Below are 22,367 nucleotides of genomic sequence, written 5' to 3'. Positions count from 1 at the left end.
AAATTCTGGGGGCTATCACTTGGATAATTCTGAAAATATCTTGATTGCAAAAAAAAAACTATCACATAGAAGCTTAAAAACTTTAAGATTTTTTATACAGCTAAAAGGCAATGAAACTACTTTTATAATATTCAAAACATTCAATAAAATGAAAAAACTGACGCTTAGTCTACTATTGTGTTCAATGCTTTCGGTAGGAATGCAAGCACAAAGCTATACTCCAACAAAGGGAAATCTGGAAAACAGAAAAGAATTTGAGGATGATAAATTCGGGATGTTTATTCACTTCGGACCCTACAGCGTTTTGGGCAACGGTGAATGGGTTATGACGAATCAAAACATCAATGTAACTGAATACGGAAGATTGATTAATGTATTTAATCCACAGGATTTTGATGCCAAAAAATGGGTTGGAATCGCCAAATCGGCAGGAATGAAATACATTACTTTCACTACACGCCACCACGATGGTTTTAGCAATTTTGATACCAAATTATCCGATTGGAAAATTACAAACACCCATTTTAAAAGAGATTTATTAAAAGAATTGGCAGACGAATGTCATAAACAAGGCATCAAATTATTCTGCTACTATTCGCTGTTGGATTGGACCAGAACCGATTATCAATACGAAACCGGTAGAACAGGACAAGGGACCGGAAGAACCCAAAAAAGCGACTGGGACAGCTACATTCGCTTTATGAAAGGTCAATTAACAGAATTGTTGACTAATTACGGAGAGATTGGAGGAATCTGGTTTGACGGACACTGGGATCAAGTGGACAAGGATAAAAATTCACAGTCTAAAGTAAACTGGCATTATGATGAAATTTACAAATTGATCCATTCGATTCAACCAGATTGTTTAATTTCGAACAACCATCACCTTGCGCCCCTTCCAGGAGAAGATTTCCAAGCATTTGAAAAAGATTTACCTGGTAAAAACACAGCTGGATTTAGTGGTGAATCCATTGTTTCTCAACTGCCTTTGGAAACCTGTGAAACGATGAACGGTACTTGGGGTTTCAATATCACTGACAGAAAATACAAATCGACCAAAGAGTTATTGCATTATTTGATCAATGGCGCCAGTTTGAATGCCAATTTTCTTTTGAATGTTGGTCCAATGGCTGACGGAACAATTCAACCAGAGTTTGTGCAGACTTTAGGAGAAATAGGAACTTGGTTGAAGCAAAACGGGAATAGTATTTATGGAACTAGAGGAGGAGTAATGAAAGCCCAAGATTGGGGAGTATTTACTGCTAAAGACAAAATCTGGTTTGCACATATCATCAACACTCCAAAACAGTCCGGTTACATTTTTATTCCTGAAATGAAACAAAAACTCAAAAAATGTTATCTGATGGATGGTAAAAAAGAACTGAAATTCAAACAACAGCAAGAAGGAACTTTTGTGTATATGGATGGTGTGAAAATAGATCCAATAGATACAATAATCGAAATGGAAATACAGTAAATTTAATGTCCCATAAGAATTTGAAAAACTTATAGAACTTTTTTTAAAATTAATTTTCAAAATTGATGTTCAAATATTAACTATAACCAATAAAATAGTAAATGAAAAAAAATATTTTGTATTCGATTGTCTTATTATGTGCTATAGCATCACCTAAGATCTTCGCTCAAAAAAGCAAGAATCAGAAGAAGAACGTCGAATAAAAGCGGAACATGGCCAAATAGGCATTATCGATGATGCAAACTCAAATTATAAGCGAACCATACATCCCGATGCACAATGGTTTTGGACATGCTAACTTAGCCATTACAGAAAGTTAAGAATAAAATCTTAATTTGTATTTAAATAAAACTATGCCAATATACTTAAATTAATATATGAAAAAAATCATTATTCTACTAGTTGCTTTAAATGTTTTTTCTGCTTTTGCAAAAGATAAGGGGAGAACTTCTTTTGGAAAGGAATATCACGTATCTGTGAATGGCAACGATGGAAATGACGGATCGTTAAACAAGCCATTAAAAACAATTATGGCGGCGGCCAACAAAGCCATGCCAGGCGATATAATTACTGTTCATGCAGGTATTTATCGTGAAACGGTTATCCCGCCACGTGGTGGTGAATCGGCAACTAAGCGTATCACCTACCAAGCAGCAAAAGGAGAAAAAGTCATAATTACCGGTGCAGAGCCTGTCACTGGTTGGATCAAGGAACAAAATGATGCATGGAAAACAGTCATTCCTAACACTTTCTTCGGAAGCTACAACCCCTTTGGTGATTTGATCAAAGGAGACTGGTTTAGCGCAGTAGGGGGACACATTGCTCATACGGGTTCTGTTTATCTTGATGATCAATGGCTCAAAGAGGCCAACGCTTTAGATGAGGTGGTTAAACCAATCGCTGGGGAAGCATTGTTTTTTGCAGAGGTTGGTTCCGTTGACACAGTTGTCCATGCCCAGTTTCCTAGAAAGGATCCAAATAAGTCTCAAGTTGAGGTGAATGTTCGCCAGACTGTTTTTTACCCTTCAAAGAATTTTATTAACTATATTACCGTTCGTGGTTTCATTTTGCAAAACGCAGCACCAAACTGGGCTCCGCCAACTGTTGAGCAAACGGCAATTATTGGTGCCAATTGGAGTAAGGGCTGGATTATTGAGAACAATCTACAGATAAAAAATAATCATAAATGAAACTTTCCAAAATAACACCAGTACTTTTACTGAGCATTGCCATACAAATGACAACAGCTCAGGAAAAGAATGACAAACAATATTCACAAGTCTGGGTAGCCGACAACGGTGATGGAACCTACAAAAACCCAATCTTGTACGCCGATTATTCGGATCCGGATGCGATTCGGGTTGGTGATGATTATTACATGACGGCTTCGTCCTTTAATTGTATCCCGGGATTGCCAATTCTTCATTCAAAAGATTTGGTTAACTGGAAATTAATTGGATACGCCCTTTCGATACAAAAACCTTTGGATCTATATAACAAAGTCCAACACGGAAATGGTGTTTGGGCACCCTGTATTCGTTATCACAACAACGAATTTTACATCTATTATCCTGATGCCGACTTTGGTATTTATATGCTTAAAGCAAAAAAAGTCGAAGGCCCTTGGTCTGAACCTATAAAGGTAAAAGAAGGGAAAGGAATTATTGATCCTACTCCCCTTTGGGATGAAGATGGCAAAACTTATTTGGCATATGCTTTTGCAGGAAGCCGTTCAGGAATAAAAAGCGCTTTAGTCGTTTGTACAATGAATAAAGAAGGTTCCCGTGCCAACAATGATGATGTCATGATTATTGACGGTCACCCTGACGAAACAACCATCGAAGGGCCTAAATTTTACAAACGTAAAGGCTATTATTACCTATTTGCTCCCGCTGGTGGAGTGTCAACCGGATGGCAAACCGTCTTGAGATCTAAAAACGTCTTTGGCCCCTATGAAAAAAGAAAAGTTATGGATCAGGGAAAATCTTCTATAAATGGACCGCATCAGGGAGCCTGGGTTCAAACCCAAACAGGCGAAGATTGGTTTATCCATTTTCAGGATCAACTTGCTTATGGAAGAGTCGTACACCTTCAACCAATGAAATGGGAAAACGACTGGCCTATTATAGGTTCAGATGAAGACAAAAATGGCATTGGCGAACCGGTTATGACGTATAAAAAACCTAATGTTGGCAAAAAATCATTTCCTATAGAAACGCCTCCGGAAAGTGATGAATTCAATACGCCAAAATTAGGCTTGCAATGGCAATGGCACGCAAATCCACAAATTGTTTGGGGCTTGACGACTGCTATGGGATATTATAGTTTAAATTGTATTCCCGTACCAAAAGACGCCACAAGTTTATTTGATGTTCCAAACTTATTATTGCAAAAATTACCTGCAAATGAGTTTACTGCTACAACAAAAATCACTTTCAACTCCAGATTTAACGGAGAATATACCGGATTGGTAATTATGGGATTGGACTATAGTTTTTTATGTTTGAAACAAGAAGACGGAAAATTATTTCTTTCCCAAAGAACAGCAAAAAATATAGATAAAAAAGGTGTCGAATCCCAAGGAAAAGCTATTCCGATAACAAACAAAACAATCTATTTGCAGGCAAAAATAAAAGCTGGTGGAATATGCGATTTTTTCTATAGTGAAGACGGAAAAAAATTCAGTCCCATTGGTGAAAGTTTTAAAGCTAGAGAAGGCAAGTGGATTGGCGCAAAAATAGGTTTTGTGGCACTTAGGGAAGGAATTATAAATGATGCCGGAAATGTCGCCATTGACTGGTTTAGAATAACAAACTAAACCACTCTGGTCTGAAAGTCCATAGATTTGCTTGTCAGACTTAAAGTCTGCACGTTGCTAGTCTTCAATTATGAAGTTGTCATTATTATTATCATTCGGGTTTCTGTGATATTCCATCACGAAGCTGGTTTAGAAAAAGACATTAGATTGAAGAGTTTGAGGAAAAAATACCTTACATGGGTTCATCAAGTGATGCAAAAAGAAACAGAAGTATTGACTTCAAATTCGATTACAAAAGTATTGGAATCTAAAAGTTTCGAACCTAAACTTCTCATATCCTGATTTTACTGAACTTCTAGTTCTTCTAAATAGAGAGTGCCACGATTTTGCCACAAAACTTAGATTGGCAAAAAATAAGTAAAAATTCGCTTTATCTTTTTGTGCCAAAAACGGAGGAAATTCCAGTTACAGTAATAAGCAGCAGAAAAAATTTAATTTTAGTGAAACCCCAAAGTTGAGAGTACAAAGAATATTTTAAATAGTCTTCTTATCCTGATTTAGCGGCAGGGTTATTGTAAATTCGGCTCCAGCATTCTCCTTTCCAGCAGCAGTGATAGTTCCGTTATGTCTTTCGGCTATTTTTCTGCAAAGGGCAAGCCCGAGTCCGGTTCCTTCATAATCGTCTTTCGAATGCAGTCTTTCAAAAGCATTGAATATTCGTTCCGCATATGCGGTGTCCAGCCCGATACCATTATCTTTAATTAATATCTGGACATGCTTTTTACCATCATAGTCCACAATATTAGATGTAATTATAACTCTAGGAGGTTCATCTGCTTTAGAAAATTTTAAGGCATTATGTATTAGATTATAAAATAACTGGTGTATTAAAATAGGAGCTCCTTCTATTTCAGGGAGCTCGCTTGTAATAAGAATTGCATCCTTTTCTTGTATGATAAGTTCTAGATCTATTTTTATATTTTCAATTATTTGATCAAGATTTATTTTCTGGACTGACTGAATTGATTTATTGAGAGTTGAATAGGCTAAGGTGCCTTCTATTAATGTCTCCATTCTCTGGGCAGACTGGTCTACTTTATCGCTGTATTTTTTTATGTTTTCAATTCTTTCAGCTTCAATTTCCTTTTTTAATAAACCATTAAAAAATTTCATTTTTCTCACAGGTTCTTTTAAGTCATGAGTAACCATGTTGGCGAAATGAATTAGATTCTCGTTTGACAGCCTTAACTCTTTAGTGCTTTCCTCGATTTTTTGGTGGAGATCTTTTTGAAACTTTCTCTGATCGCTGATGTCCTGTATAATTCCAATGATGCTGCAATCATTTCCATTTTGATCTTTTATAATTTTTCCGTTGACTTTTACCCATCTTTCAGATTGATCATCATTTATGATCCTGGCTTCATAAACTATTTTTCCTGTAATTAAAGCATCCTTATGTGCTTTTTCTCTTATTGGTAAATCCTCTGGATGCATTCTTTTCAGAAGCATTTCAGTGTCTGATGCTTCATCAGCAGACCACAATTCGTTAAAATTTCCAGAAGTAATAGTTTCCTTAGTAATTAAATTTATTTCATACGTCCCCATTCCAGAAGATTCAACCGCTATGCGGAGTCTTTCATCTGAGTTCTGTACTTTCTGCTTGATGTTGTGTAAATCTGTTATATCGGTTCCATTTTTTAATAGACCGTAAATATTTCCATCTTTACCATAAAGAGGAGTAAAACTGTAATTGAAATAATGCTGCGTTATTTTTCCATCAACTATTAAATCTATGAGTTTGTCCTTTGCATAAAACGGGATTCCTGTCTTTAGAACCTCGAGGGCCTGGACCATTATTTCATGTCTGGGTGTTTCAGGAAGTACTTCAAAATAATTATTTCCGATAACCTCGTTTCCTTTTCCCCAAATTGAGATCATTGCGGGATTAGCCAGTTCTATTTTAAGTTCGGGGCCAATTAAAACAGCTATAGGAAGAGGTGTGTTGTCCACTATGTTTTTTAACAGCGATACATAATCATACATGGCGGATATCTTTTTGGTGCCTGTAAAATTAAATTGAAACATTGTAGTGGTGTTATATCCACGGGGTTTAATATTTCATAATTTCAATGATTAGTATTCAAAGTTATAATTTGTTTTTTCTCGGGTATTCAATTACGCTTTGCTATTCGGATCTAAACACGCAATACTCTTTAAGAAATTACTTCAGTTGAAAAGCAAATTAATAAGTATGGTAAGTAATATACATAATCTGACTATTCTTTGAAAAAAATAAATGTTTTCTAATTGTGAAGAAGGAAGATCTGCAATTCGAGCCTCAGTTTATAAGAGTTTGGTTTTAAGCAATTAATTTTCGTTTAAAGAGTTATGCGCACGATTCTGCCACAAAATTGAGACTTTTGTAATATCTTTAAATTCGACTTAGCTTTTGTGGCACTTTTGAAGGCAACTTCAATCAAGTCTAATTATGAATCTGCTAACTTTGTGCGTGAAAAATAATTACTGATTAGTACATAATTTCAAATAACCGGAAAACTAAAACAGATTACTGTTATCAAAATGGAAATTGATCAAATACTCGACAAAATACATCCGCTTTCACCTGCTTCAAAACTGATCCTCAAGAAAAATATTCTCGAAGTAAGCCTACCCAATCATACCCTTATCATACAGGCTGACAAGGTTGAGAAAAATATCTATTTTATTAAAAAGGGCATTGCCCGGACTTTTTCCAATGCCGGGGAGAATGAAATTACATTTTCCTTTGGAAAAGAAGGTGATACAATAGCGTCGCTTAAAAGCTATATTTCCAGTGAGAAAGGATATGAAAATATAGAACTGCTGGAAAACAGCGAGCTTTATGAACTAAATACTGAGGCGCTTCAAAATCTTTTCAATGAAAATATTGAAATTGCCAACTGGGGCAGAAAGTTTGCAGAAAATGAACTGCTCAAAGCAGAAGAAAGACTTATTTCCCGACAGCTGGGAACCGCAGCTGACCGCTACATGCAGCTTTTAAAAAATTATCCCGACCTGATACAAAGGGTCCAGCTTGGGCATATCGCTTCCTATTTAGGCATAACACAGGTAAGTTTAAGCCGTATCAGAACAAATATAAAATAGGGTTCATTTTTTATCATTTGTATAATTTTTCCTTGGGACATATTCAGAACTTTGCCTAAAATCCTTAAAAAATGAATATAACCATTAGAAAAGCTGCAGAAAAAGACAGTGAACAAATTTGGAGCTTAATGAAAGAACTTGCTGTTTTTGAAAAATACATTAACAGTTTTGCCATCACTGCTGAAATAGTAAAAGAGAGCGGTTTTAGAAAAGATCCCCCGGATTTCTATTGTATTGTTGCCCAGTGCGATGAGAAGATTGCAGGAATCCTGGTATATTATTTCCTGCCTTTTACGGCGCAGAACCGTCCGGCAATTTATATGAAAGAACTGTATGTTGCCGAGGATTTCCGAGGTCGCAGGATAGGTGAGAAATTAATGGACGAACTTAAGGTAGAAGCAATAAAGAATAACTGCAGACAGATAAAATGGACCGTTGCACCTTGGAATGAGGGAGGCAGGAATTTTTATGAAAGACTGGGAGCCATAGAAAACCAGGAATGGCTTAATTATGAGTGGAATTTAAAAACTAACGGCTAAAACAGTTCTAAGATGAAATCCATAACCATTATAAAAGTAACTATTGCTGATCTGTATGAACTGCAGAGAATCGGCCGTGAAACTTTTCAAGAAACATTTGCAGATTCGAACTCCGAGGAAAACATGAAATCTTATCTTGAAGAAGGTTTCTCAATTACAAAATTAACTGCAGAGCTTCAAAATGAAGATTCCGAGTTTTATTTTGCCAGGATTGATAGTGAAGTTGTAGGCTATCTCAAAATCAATTTTGGAGAATCACAAACCGAATTAAGGGACAGTGCATCTCTTGAAATAGAAAGGATCTATGTTTTAAAGGAATTTCATGGTAAAAGTGTCGGGCAGCTGCTCTATGACAAGGCAGTCCAAGCGGCCTGGGAAAAGGGATATGAATATGTCTGGCTGGGAGTCTGGGAAGAGAATTTAAGAGCAATCCGGTTTTATGAAAAAAATGGTTTTGCCGCCTTTGACAAACATATTTTCAAATTGGGAGATGATCAGCAGACTGACATAATGATGAAACTGAAATTAGATCAATTCCCTAAGTCTTTATCAAGACTAAAGCTAAACTTTGTAATAATACTATTGGTTTGTCTGCGCACAATTTTAAGCTGGCTTATTGATAATAATGTTTTAATATCCTGCAGTTTAAAAGGGATTGTAAAATCAGGCCCTGGGTATTTATTTTGCAGGGTATCATTTCATTAGGGCATTTTTAGTACATTTGGAAATTATAAAACCGCTTGATATGATAAGTGCTGAAAATCCTGATGCTGAGGACTCAAAAGAAAAAGAGCCGGTTAAAATTCTGCTGGCCGAGGATGATAAGGACGATCAGGAATTGTTCATCGATGCCCTGGATGAAGCGGAGATTGCTTCTGAGGTAACGACCGTTGAAAACGGGCAGGAGCTCCTTGATACCCTCAGGGATCAGTCCCATCCCGATCCCGATATTATTTTTATCGATGTCAATATGCCCGTTAAAGGGGGCAAAAAGGCGCTGGAAGAAATTAAGGGAGATAAAAGCCTTAAGGACATTCCTGCCATTATGCTATCTACCTGGGATTATCCTGCAGATATTGAAGACACTTTTGATAAGGGGGCGGACTTCTATGTTCAGAAACCCAATTCTTTTGCCGGCTTTGTGCTTGTGCTAAAGAAAGTCTTCCTTCTGCATTGGGCAAAAGCTTTACTGGGTCCGGTCAGAAATTTATTTTTTGTTTCTGAGAAGAATATCGGCAAGGGGTAAAGAGAAATAAACCATTTTTCTGCCTCAGTAGAAGAGCAATCAATAAGTAGTTTACTAAAAAAATAAATCTGCTTATTTTTTGAATATTAACATGTTTTCTTCTAGTAATGTTTCGAACTTGAGGTTTAAAGTCATTGTTGTACAATGTTTTAGATTTTCTCTTGAAATAGATGCACCGATTCTGCACCCAGATTAAAATATATCTTTTTTCAATATTTTTATCTGCCTGTAATACACATTTGGATATGAATTTCTTAAGTATTGATATTTTTAAGGTTTTTCTTTTTCTAAATAAATTGTACTAGGATTTTACCACAAAATTTGGATGGCTTATTATCTTTAAAAACGCTTTTTCTTTTTGGCGAAATTGTAGGCAACCCCAAATTAAACTTGTCCTATAAATGCTTTATTTGTCACTCAAAGATAATCATTTGTTTATGGAGTTAAATAATGGTTTGTTTTGTTACCTAGGGGGAGGCTACTGAACAATTTACAAACCATTTTATGAATGATTTAAAGAAATTGGCTTATTCTGAGGTTGTTTTGTAAGATAATTAATCTGATATTTAATTGGGAGACGGTTTGTATGTATTGTAGGGGTTAAACGTTAAAAAATTTTAATCCATATACATTTTTAATGTTATTAAGTTGTAACATTCTTTTGTGGAATTCTTGAATTCGAAAAAGGCATTTAAAAAAGTTACGGATTTAAAAATATGCCCTTATCATTATCTGAAATTTTCGTTTGCATATCCAAATATTAATGTTCCTCATATTACAAGCAAATTACTTTCTGACTCGTTTTTTATAATTAAAATTTCAACAACAACAGAGATTATGTTATAACTTCAGTTGATTAGGTTACTTCTGCTTTGCATTTAAGACGGAACTTTGTATCATCAAAAAGAGATATTATGAACGCATTGAAATTATTAATTATTGTTACTGGGATTAATATGTATGACGATGGCCAATTGCCAACTGGTCTATGGCTCAGTGAACTTACCCATATATATGATAAAGCTAAAGAGCAAGGGTTTGAAATTACCATAGCAAGTCCAAACGGTGGAGATACACCGATTGATCCTGAAAGTTTAAGGCCTTTAGTTTTGGATAAAGTATCTAAAGGATATTGGAATAATATTCAATTTAGAGAAGAATTACAGCACACCAAAAGTTTAATAGAAGTATCAAAACAAGAATTTGATTGTGTTTATTTAGCAGGTGGACATGGGACTATGTATGATTTTCCAAATGATACTATTCTACAAAAAATCATTAAAGATCATTTCGAGAAGAATAAAAAAGTGGCTGCGATTTGTCACGGTGTAGGCGGATTGTTGAATGTTAAACTTTCCAATGGCGACTATTTGATAAAAGACAAAAAGATAACTGGATTTAATTGGTTTGAAGAAAGTCTTGCCGGACGAAAAAAGAAAGTTCCATTTAATCTTGAAGCAGCATTAAAGGAAAGAAACTCCGATTATAAAAAAGCTTTTATTCCTATGACTTCAAAAGTAGTTGTTGACGGTAATTTAATTACTGGTCAAAATCCTTTTAGCTCTAAAGAAATGGCTAGAGTAGTAATGAAAGAACTTGAAAAAATTAAAACAAACTCAGATACTAAATAAACTATAACACAGTGAAAAAAATAAAAACCATATTTTTTGTAGCAGTCCTTGGTGTAATTCTACTTTTTATACCAGGCTTCTTTCTAAGCAGTGCCATCATTAATAAAGCATCTGCAAATTCAAATCTGAAAGCAATAAACAACGATTCAATAGCTAAAAACGATACCATTATTGAATTGGCAGGTCATCAACTACCTGTTTTAAAAGGCGGTATGTTTGACAGATTCCATTCCAATTCACCCCTTTCCGTAGTCGCAGAGGAAAGACCTGATATAGATTTAAGCTGGTTCAAAACCCTTCACAAAGAAAAAAAAGATGTTGGCTTTATCACATATTCACCAAACTTTTATTACAGCAATAGTAGTATTACTGCTATTTATACAGCAGATATGAGCAAAATAAAAGAGCTGCTTCCTGCGGAAGTAAACGAATTGGTCAAACCGATTTCTTATACACCCGGTAGAGGATTGATCGCTATTACTTCCTATGCTTACCATTTTTGTGATAATGATTCATACAATGAACTCTCTATCTCTATTGTAACCACTAAACCAAATAAAAGTAATTGGGGACTGATTTCTTTAATGGGTGAAGTAAATGACAAAAGTCTATGGGGTTATGTGTTGAAATTGCCTGTTAATACCGAATTAGCAAGAGTTCGTGGAAAAGTTGGATATAATTTACCAAAATGGTTAATCCCTATTGATTATAATACTGATGGAAATAATGTAACTTTCACTTATTACGATGAAAAAGGGAATTTAGATTTTTCAATGACAGGTAAAAAATTAGAGGTTACCAATTCAATACCTGAAATTAACCGTTCGAATTTTATCAATCTTAATACAAAAGGCCAGTTAACACACGGTTACAGTGATGTAAGAGCAATAAAAAAAGCAACAAGCAAAAAGGCTGAAGATATTCAATTTAATCTTTCAGATGGTCCGTTATCAGCCTTTATCAAATCATTGGAACTTAAAAAATTAGTTCGCTATGATTACCAACCGGAATTTCAAGCAGCTTTATACACACCTGAATTAGTGACTGAAAACAATAAATAATTCAACTCATTTTTAAAAATTAAGGAAATGGAATTCGCTAAAATATTTCAATCGCAGAAGGAGTTCTTCAACACTCATCAAACAAAAGATGTGGCGTTTAGAAAGGAAACTTTACTAAAGTTGAAAGATATTTTGAAAGGAAACGAACAACGCCTATATGAAGCAATTTATAAAGATTTTCGTAAAGGTTCTTTCGATACTTTTTTAACTGAACTTAATTTAGTTCATAAAGAAATCAACTTTTTTTTAAAAAATTTAGATAAGCTTGCTAAACCCAAAAAAGTAAAAACGGCCCTCAGTTTACAACCCGGAAGCAGCCATATTTATGCAGACCCTTTGGGCGTAACTTTGGTAATTGGGGCGTGGAACTATCCTTATCAATTGACTTTAGTTCCTTTGATTACGTCCATTGCAGCCGGAAATACTTGTGTTGTAAAACCAAGCGAATTACCCGAAAATACAATGCGCCTTTTGGCGGAATTAATCAATACTAATTTCCCTTCCAATTATTTGTATGTTGCTGAAGGCGGCATACCGGAAACAACCGAGTTATTGAAATTGCGGTGGAGCAAAATTTTCTTTACTGGAAGTCCAAAAGTAGGGCAGATTGTGTATGAAGCAGCTGCGAAAAACTTGGTCCCCGTAACGTTAGAATTAGGAGGTAAATCGCCCGCTATTGTAACAAAGACAGCCAATTTAGAAGTGGCCGCAAAACGTATCGTTTGGGGTAAATTTTTAAACGGTGGTCAAACTTGCATAGCACCTGATTATTTGCTGGTTGAAGAATCCATTAAAGACAAGTTTTTGCAATTCTTAAAAGATAAGATTGAAGAAATTGGATATACAGATGGTGCGGAGCACTATACAAGTATTATCAATAAAAGAAATTATGACAGAATATTAAGTCTGATTACTCCTGGTAAAATATTTTATGGAGGGAAACATAATGAAGAAATGCTTTACATTGAGCCCACAGTCCTGACCAATGTAACGTATGATGATGCTGTCATGCAGGAAGAAATTTTTGGTCCGGTTTTGCCAGTGGTTTCCTTTAAAAATTATGATGAAACTCTTGAAAAAATCATTGATGGAGAAAAACCTTTGGCAGCCTATCTTTTTACAAATAATGATGATGAGAAAGATAAACTACTAAACAGAGTTTCCTTTGGTGGTGGTTGCATCAATGATACGTTGATGCAGATTACAAGTGATTATCTTCCTTTTGGGGGGGTTGGAAATTCCGGGATTGGGCATTATCATGGTGAATTCGGATTTTTGACATTCTCACATCAAAAATCAGTAATAGAGAAAACAACTTGGGGCGAACCCGATTGGAAATATCCGCCTTATTCAGATAAAAAAATGAAGTGGCTAAAAAGGGTAATGTAACAGAGATAATGTTACAACAACCATAACAGAGTTACGTCTATCACTATGATAATACTGAACTTTGCAGTAGAATTTAAAACTAAAAAAATGCAGGTAATATTAGGAGCCAACGGTCAAATTGGCGAAGAATTAGCAAGAGAATTGAAGAGAAATTATACTTCAGAGATAAGAATCGTAAGCAGAGAAGCAAAGAAAGTTAATGATACAGATATAGTATTTTCTGCTGATTTATCTAATAAAAAAAGTGCTATTGAAGCTGTAAAAGGAAGTGAGATTGCTTATTTTACTTTAGGGCTTCCTATTAGTTCTGACTTATGGGAAAAACAATTTCCTCTCATTCTACGAAATGTCATTGATGCCTGTAAAATCAACGGAACAAAATTGGTTTTTTTTGACAATACTTATATGTACCCGCAGGATGGTCGTTTGCTCACTGAAGAAACCCTTTTCGATCCAGTTGGAAGAAAAGGAAAAGTAAGAAGAGAAATGGCTGAAATGGTTATGAAAGAAATAGAATCAGGTGAACTCGAAGCGGTTATTTGTCGCGCACCGGAATTTTATGGACCTGGTAAAACACAGAGTATAACCAACACTTTGATTTTTAATAATATAAAGGAAAATAAAAAATTGAGGGTGCCTTTGAGAGATGATAAATTGAGAAGTTTAATTTGGACACCAGATGCAAGTAGGGCAACAGCTTTAATTGGTAATACACCTGATGCTTTCGGTCAAACTTGGCATTTGCCGATTGATGATAACATGTTAAATTATAATCAGTTTATCAATCTGGCATCAAAAATTTATGGAAAAGAATTGCAATATTCAGTTGTACCAAAATTTGTTTTTAAAATTGGCGCAAGATTTAATGAAAGAGTGAAAGAATTGCAGGAATTACTTCCAAGATATAAATATGATAATTTATTCGACGATTCAAAGTTTAAAAAGCGTTTTCCTGAATTTCAGGTGACAACATACAAAGAAGGCATCGAACAAATTAAGAATGAAAAATTATTAAAATAAAAAATTGTAACTTAGTGATGTATAAGTCAGAATTTCAACAAATGAAAACTCCTTCAAAAGTTTCATCAATAAGTGCATTACATCAATTTTTAGGATTAAAAAGCCCTTCTAATCCGTTGATCAGTGTATTTAATTTTGATGATGTAAAGTTGGAGCCTGAAACAATTTTAAGCACCATAACAACTGATTTTTATGTGGTTGCTCTTAAAAAAGAGTGTGCAGGAGGCAAATGTAAATATGGCCAGCAATATTATGATTTTGATGAGGGAATAATGTACTTTATAGCTCCACATCAAGTATTGCAGTTTGAAGATGTTCTTCTTAATGGTGTTAAAGGATTTGTTGCGGTAATACATCCCGATTTTTTGCAGGGATACAACTTGGCTGCCATAGTTAGAGACTATGGCTACTTTTCATATTCAACCAGTGAAGCTTTATTTCTATCTGAAAAGGAAGAAAAATCGATAATGGACATAATTGAAAATATCAGTAGTGAGATTGATGCCAACATGGATTCATTTACTCAGGATTTATTAGTGTCTAATATCGATTTACTTCTGAAGTATTGCAATCGTTTTTACAACCGTCAGTTTTTGACAAGAAAAAAAGCCAATAACGATTTACTTAGTAAATTGGAAAATGTACTTGATGGTTATTTCAAAAATGACAAATTGGAGAAAGATGGCATTCCTACGGTTCAATATGTTGCTAACGAATTACACCTAAGTCCTAATTATTTAAGCGATATGTTAAGAGTTCACACAGGACAAACAACCCAGCAGCATATTCAGAATAGAATTATCGAAAAATCAAAAGAACTGCTCTCTACCACTTCTTTGTCAGTTTCTGAAATTGCTTATCATTTAGGTTTTGAACACCCGCAGTCTTTTCACCGCTTGTTTAAAAACAGAACCTCTATTTCGCCTTTAGAGTTCAGACAATCATTTAATTAATGCTATTTAAAATAACGATGAATTTAACTGAAATATTAAATTTTAGACGTTCCGTTCGGGTTTATGATAAAGAAAAACCTATTGATGAAGAAAAGGTAAAAGAATGCTTAGAATTGGCAACTTTGGCTCCAAATAGTTCCAATATGCAATTATGGGAGTTTCATCATATAACAAAACCAGAATTATTAAAACAAGTATCTAAGGCTTGTCTAGACCAAACTGCAACTTCAACAGCTTCACAAATTGTAATTTTTGTAACCAGAAGAGATTTATTTCGAAAGAGAGCGAAATTTGTTTTAGATTTTGAAAAAGGGAATATTCGCCGGAATAGCCCGCAAGAACGTCAAGAGAAAAGAATTAAGGATCGTGAATTATACTATGGTAAAATAATGCCTTTACTCTATTCGCGTTTTTTTGGGTTACTTGGAATTTTAAGGATAATTTTAACAAAGATTATTGGATTATTCAGGACTATTACAAGAGAAGTCTCTGAGAATGATATGAGAGTAGTTGTTCATAAATCATGTGCTTTGGCAGCTCAAACTTTTATGATTGCAATGGCTAACGAAGGGTATGATACCTGTCCTTTAGAAGGTTTTGACAGTAAAGTTTTAAAGGGCATTTTAAAATTGCCTCAAAGTGCCGAAATTAATATGGTAGTTTCATGTGGAATTAGAAAAGAAAATGAAGGCATCTGGGGAGAAAGATACAGAGTTCCTTTTGAAGAAGTATATATAAGAAATTAATTTTCAAATATATATTTCAACCAGAGATTTGGTTACACACTTATTTGATTCAGTTACACAATCTTGCCAATTTATCAGGAAATTTGTTAGTGATAAGTTTCATCAAAATCTAAGTCAAGAATAAAAATTACTTAGAGCACTTTGTTTAAAAATATTAATCATTAAAATTTACTATTATGGCACAACCAATTCCAGCAGAAAAAGACCCTCAAATCCTCTTACAAATTAGAGATTTTTTAAATGCTCTAAATAACAGTGGTGGCAAACCATTGGAAACAATGACGCCTCAAGACGCAAGACAAGTACTGATAGATGCTCAAAAGTCAGTAGAATTTGATTATTCAGATATTGTTGAATCCGAAAGAGAAATTACACAAGATGGTTATACAGTAAATATTCATATTGTAAAACCTGCCGATGCAGTTTCTGAAAAACTACCAGTATTTATGTTTACACATGGTGGTGGATGGATATTAGGGGATTATCCTACCCACAGGAGATTGGTAAGGGACTTAGTCGTAAATAGTGGGGCAGCAGCAGTTTTTACAGACTATACACCATCGCCTGAAGCTAAATATCCAACCGCTATTAATCAAATTTATGCGGCTACAAAATGGGTTTCAGAAAATGGAGACCAGATAGGAGTAGATGGTAAAAATATGGCGGCCGCCGGAAACAGCGTTGGCGGAAATATGACTGCTGTACTTTGTCTTATGGCAAAAGATAAAGGTGGCCCTGAAATAAAATTCCAATTACTTTTATGGCCAGTAACAGATGCTGATTTTACACGTGAATCTTGGCAAAAATATGCTGAAGGCAGATTCTTAACAGCAAGCTTAATGAAATGGATGTGGGATAACTATACTACAGATTTAGAGCAAAGAAAAGAATACTATGCTACCCCGTTCAGTGCTTCAATTGAAAAATTGAAAGGATTGCCACCTGCATTAGTACAATTAGCCGAGAATGATATTCTTTTTGATGAAGGATTAGCTTATGCCCGTAAGTTAGATGAGGCTGGTGTTCCTACAACAATTCAAACCTTTAACGGATTTATCCATGATTATGGTTTGTTAAACCCATTAGATCATATTGATGCGGTTAAATTTTCATCTGAACAAGCTGCCTTGGGCTTAAAAAAGGCTTTATTTAGTTAGTAAAACTTAAAAATGTGTAGAGGTCAGCTCATAGTTGCTGGCCTCTTTTTTTTATGATTAGTCGGATATTTTCCTCAATACTTCTCTTCTTCAATTTCCACAAACTTAAATTATTGTTTATATAGAGATAATGGATTTGTTGCAAATGTAGTGTTTACAATGTTTTACTGGCGCAGAAGCGGATTTCTCATCTGTTCTTGAAGAAACCGTCTGGGACGGCCTTTTTTTATCGGATGTCCTTGTGCTGCAGTACTGTTTTTTATTGGATGTTTGCATGTTTTTTGTAATTGGCTATTTTTTATTCCGTTTCAGATTCAGTATGGGATTCATCAGCATCAGCAGGGGAACCGCAAGGGAATGAAGTTTCCTCATCCCAGTCTCCCCAGTCTCCTTTATAGGATTTGATGCAGACCAGATTGCCCCAAGAGTCAATAAAATATTGGTCTTTGGAAACGGGACAGGTGTGCCGGGTATGTTCGATTGGAGTTTTCATCTTTTGATTTTTTTAGGATGGTAAAGTTACAGCATATAAGATCTGGAAAATTACACCTGAAATTTTTGATTTTATGAAATTTTCATGTACAACACGCTGTTAATCAATAGGATTTGAAGCAATTGGATCTTCTGCATTGTTTTTTTTAACACAGGCGCCCTTTCGATGAAAAGATGAAAGTGTTATCTTTGGGATAAGATTCCCGACCCATACCGATCTTTTACAATGGAAACAGCAATACGACTACAGGTGAGAAAAGATTTGGATGCCCGAGCCCAGCATACCATTCTCAGGCTCAAAGGAAGCCTGATCTCGAAAGGATATACCGAGATCATACATATCGAGGACCAGGACGAGCAGTACCATATCAATACTTTTGAAACCGCCAAGGAGAAACGCAGCGAGGTCCAGCAGTACATTGTGGCCTTTATCGATCAGGAAAACCTTCTGGACACCATCAGCATCAGATAATCAAGGCGTCTTGAAAAAACGGAGCCCGCCGGCTGCAAGCCGGCGGGCTTTTGATGTCTGTTTTTACAAAAAAAAGCCGATAATGCTATCGGCTTGCGGTTATGGCTTTTCTTTTCTTCATCCGTTCCCTTATTTGATACAGGTTTTCAGAGAGCAGGCGCATTATCTGCGAATGGTGTTTCGAGGGCTTGTTTTTCAGCCCCCTGCATTGGAGGATTTCCATTTTGGAAAGGGAGATTTCGATGGTTTCCACGGACTTTTCGTCGATTTTAGCCGAGAGTATCAGCGAATCCTTTCTGCCGTAGTATTCGTTTGTAAATACGCAATGCCCCAAATCATCGCCCTCCTGCATGAAATCCCGAACGTTTTCGATTACGGAAATGCTCAAATCCTTTTCCGTAAAGAGCAGTCCGAAGAAGCGTTTCTTGTCGCTTGCGTATCTTTTCTGCGCCTTTTCGATCTCAAGGCGCAGGTCTTGGAGTTTCTTCTTTCTGAGAAGTTCCCTTTTCTTTTTCACGAAATGGTCGTGAGCATCTTGCAGATTATCAGGGCAGACATAAAGGGTATAGGAAAGGTCTTTTTTGAAATAGCGGAGCAGTTCCAAATAATCCTCCCAAATCTGCACATCAGAAACCTTGTACTTGTTTCTGATGACAGTCTTGACTGCCTGCCAATTGAGTTTTATGCATTGGCGTGATGCGCAGAGGTAATACTGCAGAATGTTCAGCTGTCGGGATTTCAAAAGGGTTTCGGCTATGGGGTCGGACAGAAGCGATGCAAAGAGCAGGTGCGGGGCGATGTCGTAGACCGAGGTCTTGAAGCCGTTGCGTTTTAAAATCGGAAGCACTTTCATCTGCGGATAAACCTTGAAGGGGTTGATGTAGTATTTGGCATTTCGGATGAAATCCTTCGGCTTTATTTCAAGAGGGGAATAGAATTTCCATGAATCGAGCGTGCTGGAAAATACATTGGTGGAGAGCGCAAAAGTGCGCACTTCGCCTTTTGCATTAATCCAATGCTGCATGACCTCTTTGTGGAAATAGGTCGGCGTGAAATTCTTTTTCATGTGCTTGTAGACGATTACCAAACGCACCACCTGAAACCCCACACAGCGCTCGATAACGGCGAAATATTCGGTTTCCTTGAAATGCACCTGATTATAGGGCATCATTTTGAGCTTTCCTGCGCAGGCAGGACAGGTAGTGAACTTGTTGCAGGTGTTCGGGCAGGACGGCTTCCAAATGTGGGCGCATTCCAAACAGTAGAACTTGGAGCGTGAGAGCACGCCCCATTTGAGAAAGATATTCTGCTCCGCCCATATAAATACCTTTGCTTTTATGGGTGCAAGTGAGGCGCTCAGCACCGTCAATTGCTTTTCGATGATGGTTTTGGGTATCATAGGTCAAAGAGTGTGAGTGCGGTCTGCACTGCAGGTTTTACGTCTTTTTTTGCTGTTGGAATAGGTTCTGTTCTAACAGGTACGGCGGGGATTTCGGGCTGTGAGAAAAGGTCGGCGGGCGCAGGGGGCTGTACCACGGCTCTGCATGCCACAGAGGCGGGCGTACCGATGGAATCATCGGTGTAGTATCTGACTGCCATGTCAAAGATTTCCTGATTGTCAAAGGCGCACAAGCCTGTTTTTTTGACCTCGCCGAAGATGTAGTTCAGACAGCTTTCCAAGTTTTTGGAAGCTTTTCCATAGTGTGGCGCAAAGGCTGTATCGCCCTGCGCCAAGGTGCCGAGATAGCCCTCTATGGCTTTTCTAAAATTTTCAGAAGCTTTCATAAGAAGATAGTCAAGTTTGAAAATTTCACTCAAAGAGCCTTGAATAGAGGTCATAGCAGTATTCCTCGAAGCAGAGCCAGCATACAAAAGTGTAGTGCAGGGTCTGAAAGCGGTTCCCGATCGGTTCGCCGATGGCCTGCTCGAGTTCGTTGCGGATATTTTCAAGGTCATCGATATGCTCGATGTAAAATGCCCTGCAGTCATCATGGTAGATGAATTCGGATATCATCCCGCTGATGCAACCGCCCCTCTGCAGGTCAAGGAAAAAGGATTTCAGCTGTTCTCTACGCTTGCCGTCATAGGAAGTGATGCTTCGCAGAATGATTTGGTTAAAGGCACCGCTTACACGATACCCACAATAAGAAGATTTTTGTAAGGCTTTCATAATATTTCATTTAGGCGTGTATAAAATTTAAAGGCTTGAAAAGTCTAGAAAGGCAGGTCGTCGGGATTATCCGAAACATTCTGCTTTTTGGGAGCGGGCGCAGGCGCACTATTTTTGCTTTCAGCAAATACCAGTATTTTGATATCCGAGGTATGAAAGGTCAGAGAGCCGTGCGCGCGGGCGTCATTTCCGATATAGACATTCAGCCCGATGCGTCCGAAGAGCTGCACGAGCGCCCCTTTTTTGAGCCACTGCGCCAATCCTGCGCTGAGCCAGTAGGAGCAGTCGACATAGGTTACAATCTTTTTGGTTTCGGTGCTTCCTTTGGGCTTGTAGCTGTCGCTTATCGCTATAGAGAAGTTTACCACCTCACGGCTTTCTTTTACCTTAAAAACTGAGGCATCTTTTACAATTCGTCCTGTGATTTCCATGACATAAAATTTTTAGTTACTACTTATTTCAAGTTTTTTCCGCATACCCCGCAACGCAAATTTTTCAAAAGAAAAAACGGGAAAAAAGAAAGCAAAGAACCAGTGGGCGCAAGGAGCCGGAGTGCTATAAGTCCCGAAGGGCGGCGGGGAGCCGTTATGCGCATGCAGGTGAGGGCGGACACTACTTTGGCTGCCCTTTTAACCCGTTTTGAATTGAAAATTGGCCTTCTTTTTTTGTGTTTTTGAGATTCCGCTCCAGAATAGCTACCTTAGCGGCGAGGAAGAAAACACAAACAGCAGCAGACCCTAAAAATATATGGGACCCGAACAGTATATCAGACTCTCACAGCTCAACGACCAGATCCAGGACACGATCAATTCGCGTTTCAGGGGACAGACGTACTGGGTGGTGGCTGATATCACCAACCATTCCTTCAAGGCCGACAAGAAGATCCATTATTTCGAGCTGGTGGAAAAATCAGAGACAAGCAGTACGATCACTGCCAAAATACTGGGCAAGAGCTGGGGAGCCGGAGCACTGAAGATCCTCGATTTTGAAACCACAACCGGACAGCGCTTCACCAACAACCTGCATGTGCTGGTGCAGGTGAGCGTGGACTACCATCCGCTTTACGGCCTTTCGGTGAACCTTCTGGATATCGACAGCAATTTCATGCTTGGCATTCTGGAGCAGCAGCGCAATGCGACACTTGCAAGGCTGGTAAAAGAAAATGATTTCATACGCAAAGAAGGTGAGGGGTATTCCACGCTCAACAGCCGTCTGAAGCTGCCTATAGTCGTACAGAGGGTTGCGGTGATCTCTTCAAGCAGTTCAGCCGGAAACGAGGATTTCCGCCATACGATGCAGCATAACGATTTTGGGTATGTTTTTCAGATCGATGACTACCATACCGTTGTCCAGGGAGACAATAACGCCAAACTGTTCCTAAACAAGCTTATCGAGGTCTACAATACGGGGATTCCCTATGATGCCGTTGTCATTGCAAGAGGAGGCGGGTCGCAGTCGGATTTCCTGATTTTTGACAACTACAATATCGGAAGGGCGGTCGCCAAGTTCCCCATTCCAGTGATAACCGGAATCGGGCACCAGAAGAATGTGAGCATTACAGACCTTATGGCGCATACCCATACCAAAACCCCGACCAAGGCGGCGGAGTTCATCATAGCGCACAACCGCAGTTTCGAGCAGCACATACTCTCCCTGCAAAGGACCATAGCCATCAAATCCCAGCAGCTTTTCCTCGGGCATTATAAGGAACTCACCGAGATCAAAAATCTGATCAGCCATAATGCAAGGGAACTGATCGGCGCGCAGAAAGAAGGGCTTATGCTGCAAAAGCAGCATATTTCGCAGGCTAGCCGAAACCTGCTGGCAGAAGAAAAGCAGCACCTGCTGCTGACTGCGCAAAAAACGCTGCAAAGGCCGCAGCGCATCATCCAGCAGGAAAACAGCAATCTTCAGCATTTAAAAGGCAGCCTGAAGATCTTTACCAGCCAGTACCTGCGAAGCCGCAGACTCCAATTGGAGAACCACCATAAAACCATAAAGCTGCTCTCCCCGCAGAATGTGCTCAGCAGAGGATATGTGGAAAAACCGGTCAAATTGACCACCACTTTCCAGTGTAAATTGATCACCAGTTCCGGAGCAAACTGACCACCA

Annotated in this window: 21 protein-coding genes and 1 pseudogene; 16 read left to right on the top strand and 6 right to left on the bottom strand. The window is 37.5% G+C overall.

From position 1 onward, the window contains the following. Positions 1-148: 148 nt before the first annotated feature. The 3 genes from FND99_RS14340 to FND99_RS14330 all read left to right on the top strand — a co-directional run bounded on the left by FND99_RS14340 (position 149) and on the right by FND99_RS14330 (position 4,295). Entirely contained in the window at positions 149-1,477 is a 1,329-nt protein-coding gene (locus FND99_RS14340) for an alpha-L-fucosidase (RefSeq protein WP_144338633.1), read from the top strand. A gap of 377 nt (positions 1,478-1,854) precedes the next feature. Beyond that, the gene (locus FND99_RS14335; protein ID WP_144338632.1) at positions 1,855-2,667 is read left to right on the top strand and encodes a DUF1565 domain-containing protein; all 813 of its coding nucleotides are present in this window, start codon (positions 1,855-1,857) and stop codon (positions 2,665-2,667) included. After that, positions 2,664-4,295 (top strand): glycoside hydrolase family 43 protein, encoded by a 1,632-nt coding sequence (locus FND99_RS14330; protein WP_144338631.1) that lies wholly within the window; start codon positions 2,664-2,666, stop codon positions 4,293-4,295. The genes FND99_RS14335 and FND99_RS14330 overlap by 4 nt, the downstream gene beginning before the upstream one ends. 474 nt (positions 4,296-4,769) lie before the next feature. Here the strand turns inward: FND99_RS14330 and FND99_RS14325 are convergent, their stop codons facing one another. Further along, a complete protein-coding gene (locus tag FND99_RS14325) occupies positions 4,770-6,278 on the bottom strand; it encodes an ATP-binding protein (RefSeq protein WP_144338630.1) in 1,509 nt (502 codons plus the stop codon). Between the two features lie 537 nt (positions 6,279-6,815). On the opposite strand from FND99_RS14325, the gene FND99_RS14320 reads away from it, so the two are divergent. The 11 genes and pseudogenes from FND99_RS14320 (at position 6,816) to FND99_RS14270 (ending at position 17,121) form a co-directional block, all read left to right on the top strand. Further along, positions 6,816-7,379, top strand: a complete 564-nt coding sequence (locus FND99_RS14320; RefSeq protein ID WP_144338629.1) for a Crp/Fnr family transcriptional regulator — start codon at positions 6,816-6,818, stop codon at positions 7,377-7,379. A 71-nt stretch (positions 7,380-7,450) separates the two neighbouring features. Next, complete coding sequence (locus tag FND99_RS14315; RefSeq protein ID WP_144338628.1) at positions 7,451-7,918, top strand: GNAT family N-acetyltransferase; 468 nt, start codon at positions 7,451-7,453, stop codon at positions 7,916-7,918. A 12-nt stretch (positions 7,919-7,930) separates the two neighbouring features. Next, a pseudogene (locus FND99_RS14310) lies at positions 7,931-8,446 on the top strand (N-acetyltransferase family protein); the annotation flags it as partial. Positions 8,447-8,663: 217 nt separating this feature from the next. Beyond that, a complete protein-coding gene (locus tag FND99_RS14305; RefSeq protein WP_144338626.1) occupies positions 8,664-9,164 on the top strand; it encodes a response regulator in 501 nt (166 codons plus the stop codon). Between the two features lie 914 nt (positions 9,165-10,078). Then, entirely contained in the window at positions 10,079-10,795 is a 717-nt protein-coding gene (locus tag FND99_RS14300) for a type 1 glutamine amidotransferase domain-containing protein (protein WP_144338625.1), read from the top strand. Between the two features lie 11 nt (positions 10,796-10,806). Continuing rightward, a complete protein-coding gene (locus FND99_RS14295) occupies positions 10,807-11,856 on the top strand; it encodes an acetoacetate decarboxylase (ADC) (RefSeq protein ID WP_144338624.1) in 1,050 nt (349 codons plus the stop codon). 27 nt (positions 11,857-11,883) lie between these two features. Next, a complete protein-coding gene (locus FND99_RS14290) occupies positions 11,884-13,245 on the top strand; it encodes an aldehyde dehydrogenase (protein WP_144338623.1) in 1,362 nt (453 codons plus the stop codon). Between the two features lie 87 nt (positions 13,246-13,332). After that, positions 13,333-14,265, top strand: a complete 933-nt coding sequence (locus FND99_RS14285; RefSeq protein ID WP_144338622.1) for an NAD-dependent epimerase/dehydratase family protein — start codon at positions 13,333-13,335, stop codon at positions 14,263-14,265. A gap of 41 nt (positions 14,266-14,306) precedes the next feature. Further along, positions 14,307-15,218, top strand: coding sequence for a helix-turn-helix domain-containing protein (locus tag FND99_RS14280; RefSeq protein WP_017497226.1), 912 nt, complete (start codon positions 14,307-14,309; stop codon positions 15,216-15,218). A 17-nt stretch (positions 15,219-15,235) separates the two neighbouring features. Further along, positions 15,236-15,964 carry a nitroreductase family protein gene (locus FND99_RS14275; protein ID WP_144338621.1) on the top strand — a complete coding sequence of 243 codons (729 nt, stop codon included), beginning with the start codon at positions 15,236-15,238 and terminating at the stop codon, positions 15,962-15,964. 176 nt (positions 15,965-16,140) lie between these two features. Further along, positions 16,141-17,121 (top strand): alpha/beta hydrolase, encoded by a 981-nt coding sequence (locus tag FND99_RS14270; protein ID WP_144338620.1) that lies wholly within the window; start codon positions 16,141-16,143, stop codon positions 17,119-17,121. A 298-nt stretch (positions 17,122-17,419) separates the two neighbouring features. Here FND99_RS14270 and FND99_RS14265 read toward each other — a convergent pair whose 3' ends face one another. Next, on the bottom strand, positions 17,420-17,614 hold the full coding sequence (locus FND99_RS14265; protein ID WP_144338619.1) for a hypothetical protein: 195 nt from the start codon (positions 17,612-17,614) through the stop codon (positions 17,420-17,422). A gap of 225 nt (positions 17,615-17,839) precedes the next feature. Between FND99_RS14265 and FND99_RS14260 the strand changes: the two genes are divergently transcribed. After that, a complete protein-coding gene (locus tag FND99_RS14260) occupies positions 17,840-18,085 on the top strand; it encodes a hypothetical protein (protein WP_144338618.1) in 246 nt (81 codons plus the stop codon). Between the two features lie 85 nt (positions 18,086-18,170). Here FND99_RS14260 and FND99_RS14255 read toward each other — a convergent pair whose 3' ends face one another. From FND99_RS14255 to FND99_RS14240, 4 genes are read right to left on the bottom strand one after another with little or no spacing between them, the layout of a single operon-like run. Beyond that, positions 18,171-19,484 carry a PcfJ domain-containing protein gene (locus tag FND99_RS14255; protein ID WP_144338617.1) on the bottom strand — a complete coding sequence of 438 codons (1,314 nt, stop codon included), beginning with the start codon at positions 19,482-19,484 and terminating at the stop codon, positions 18,171-18,173. Continuing rightward, positions 19,481-19,870 (bottom strand): PcfK-like family protein, encoded by a 390-nt coding sequence (locus tag FND99_RS14250; RefSeq protein ID WP_144338616.1) that lies wholly within the window; start codon positions 19,868-19,870, stop codon positions 19,481-19,483. Before FND99_RS14250 ends, FND99_RS14255 begins: the two co-directional genes overlap by 4 nt. 25 nt (positions 19,871-19,895) lie before the next feature. Beyond that, positions 19,896-20,255, bottom strand: a complete 360-nt coding sequence (locus FND99_RS14245) for a DUF7222 domain-containing protein (protein WP_144338615.1) — start codon at positions 20,253-20,255, stop codon at positions 19,896-19,898. 44 nt (positions 20,256-20,299) lie between these two features. Next, on the bottom strand, positions 20,300-20,686 hold the full coding sequence (locus FND99_RS14240; protein WP_144338614.1) for a single-stranded DNA-binding protein: 387 nt from the start codon (positions 20,684-20,686) through the stop codon (positions 20,300-20,302). Positions 20,687-21,002: 316 nt separating this feature from the next. Between FND99_RS14240 and xseA the strand changes: the two genes are divergently transcribed. Beyond that, positions 21,003-22,361 (top strand): exodeoxyribonuclease VII large subunit, encoded by a 1,359-nt coding sequence (gene xseA, locus FND99_RS14235; protein ID WP_144338613.1) that lies wholly within the window; start codon positions 21,003-21,005, stop codon positions 22,359-22,361. The last annotated feature ends 6 nt before the right edge of the window (positions 22,362-22,367 follow it).

Source organism: Flavobacterium daemonense (assembly GCF_007341385.1).
Lineage (GTDB): Bacteria > Bacteroidota > Bacteroidia > Flavobacteriales > Flavobacteriaceae > Flavobacterium > Flavobacterium daemonense.
Note: the sequence above shows the minus strand (reverse complement) of the source record. Positions and strands in the feature narration are given on the sequence as shown.

Coding starts and splice junctions, on each gene's coding strand:
- FND99_RS14340 (WP_144338633.1), top strand. CDS start 149: ATGAAAAAACTGACGCTTAGTCTACTATTGTGTTCAATGCTTTCGGTA.
- FND99_RS14335 (WP_144338632.1), top strand. CDS start 1,855: ATGAAAAAAATCATTATTCTACTAGTTGCTTTAAATGTTTTTTCTGCT.
- FND99_RS14330 (WP_144338631.1), top strand. CDS start 2,664: ATGAAACTTTCCAAAATAACACCAGTACTTTTACTGAGCATTGCCATA.
- FND99_RS14325 (WP_144338630.1), bottom strand. CDS start 6,278: ATGTATGATTATGTATCGCTGTTAAAAAACATAGTGGACAACACACCT.
- FND99_RS14320 (WP_144338629.1), top strand. CDS start 6,816: ATGGAAATTGATCAAATACTCGACAAAATACATCCGCTTTCACCTGCT.
- FND99_RS14315 (WP_144338628.1), top strand. CDS start 7,451: ATGAATATAACCATTAGAAAAGCTGCAGAAAAAGACAGTGAACAAATT.
- FND99_RS14305 (WP_144338626.1), top strand. CDS start 8,664: ATGATAAGTGCTGAAAATCCTGATGCTGAGGACTCAAAAGAAAAAGAG.
- FND99_RS14300 (WP_144338625.1), top strand. CDS start 10,079: ATGAACGCATTGAAATTATTAATTATTGTTACTGGGATTAATATGTAT.
- FND99_RS14290 (WP_144338623.1), top strand. CDS start 11,884: ATGGAATTCGCTAAAATATTTCAATCGCAGAAGGAGTTCTTCAACACT.
- FND99_RS14285 (WP_144338622.1), top strand. CDS start 13,333: ATGCAGGTAATATTAGGAGCCAACGGTCAAATTGGCGAAGAATTAGCA.
- FND99_RS14280 (WP_017497226.1), top strand. CDS start 14,307: ATGAAAACTCCTTCAAAAGTTTCATCAATAAGTGCATTACATCAATTT.
- FND99_RS14275 (WP_144338621.1), top strand. CDS start 15,236: ATGAATTTAACTGAAATATTAAATTTTAGACGTTCCGTTCGGGTTTAT.
- FND99_RS14270 (WP_144338620.1), top strand. CDS start 16,141: ATGGCACAACCAATTCCAGCAGAAAAAGACCCTCAAATCCTCTTACAA.
- FND99_RS14265 (WP_144338619.1), bottom strand. CDS start 17,614: ATGAAAACTCCAATCGAACATACCCGGCACACCTGTCCCGTTTCCAAA.
- FND99_RS14260 (WP_144338618.1), top strand. CDS start 17,840: ATGGAAACAGCAATACGACTACAGGTGAGAAAAGATTTGGATGCCCGA.
- FND99_RS14255 (WP_144338617.1), bottom strand. CDS start 19,484: ATGATACCCAAAACCATCATCGAAAAGCAATTGACGGTGCTGAGCGCC.
- FND99_RS14250 (WP_144338616.1), bottom strand. CDS start 19,870: ATGAAAGCTTCTGAAAATTTTAGAAAAGCCATAGAGGGCTATCTCGGC.
- FND99_RS14245 (WP_144338615.1), bottom strand. CDS start 20,255: ATGAAAGCCTTACAAAAATCTTCTTATTGTGGGTATCGTGTAAGCGGT.
- FND99_RS14240 (WP_144338614.1), bottom strand. CDS start 20,686: ATGGAAATCACAGGACGAATTGTAAAAGATGCCTCAGTTTTTAAGGTA.
- xseA (WP_144338613.1), top strand. CDS start 21,003: ATGGGACCCGAACAGTATATCAGACTCTCACAGCTCAACGACCAGATC.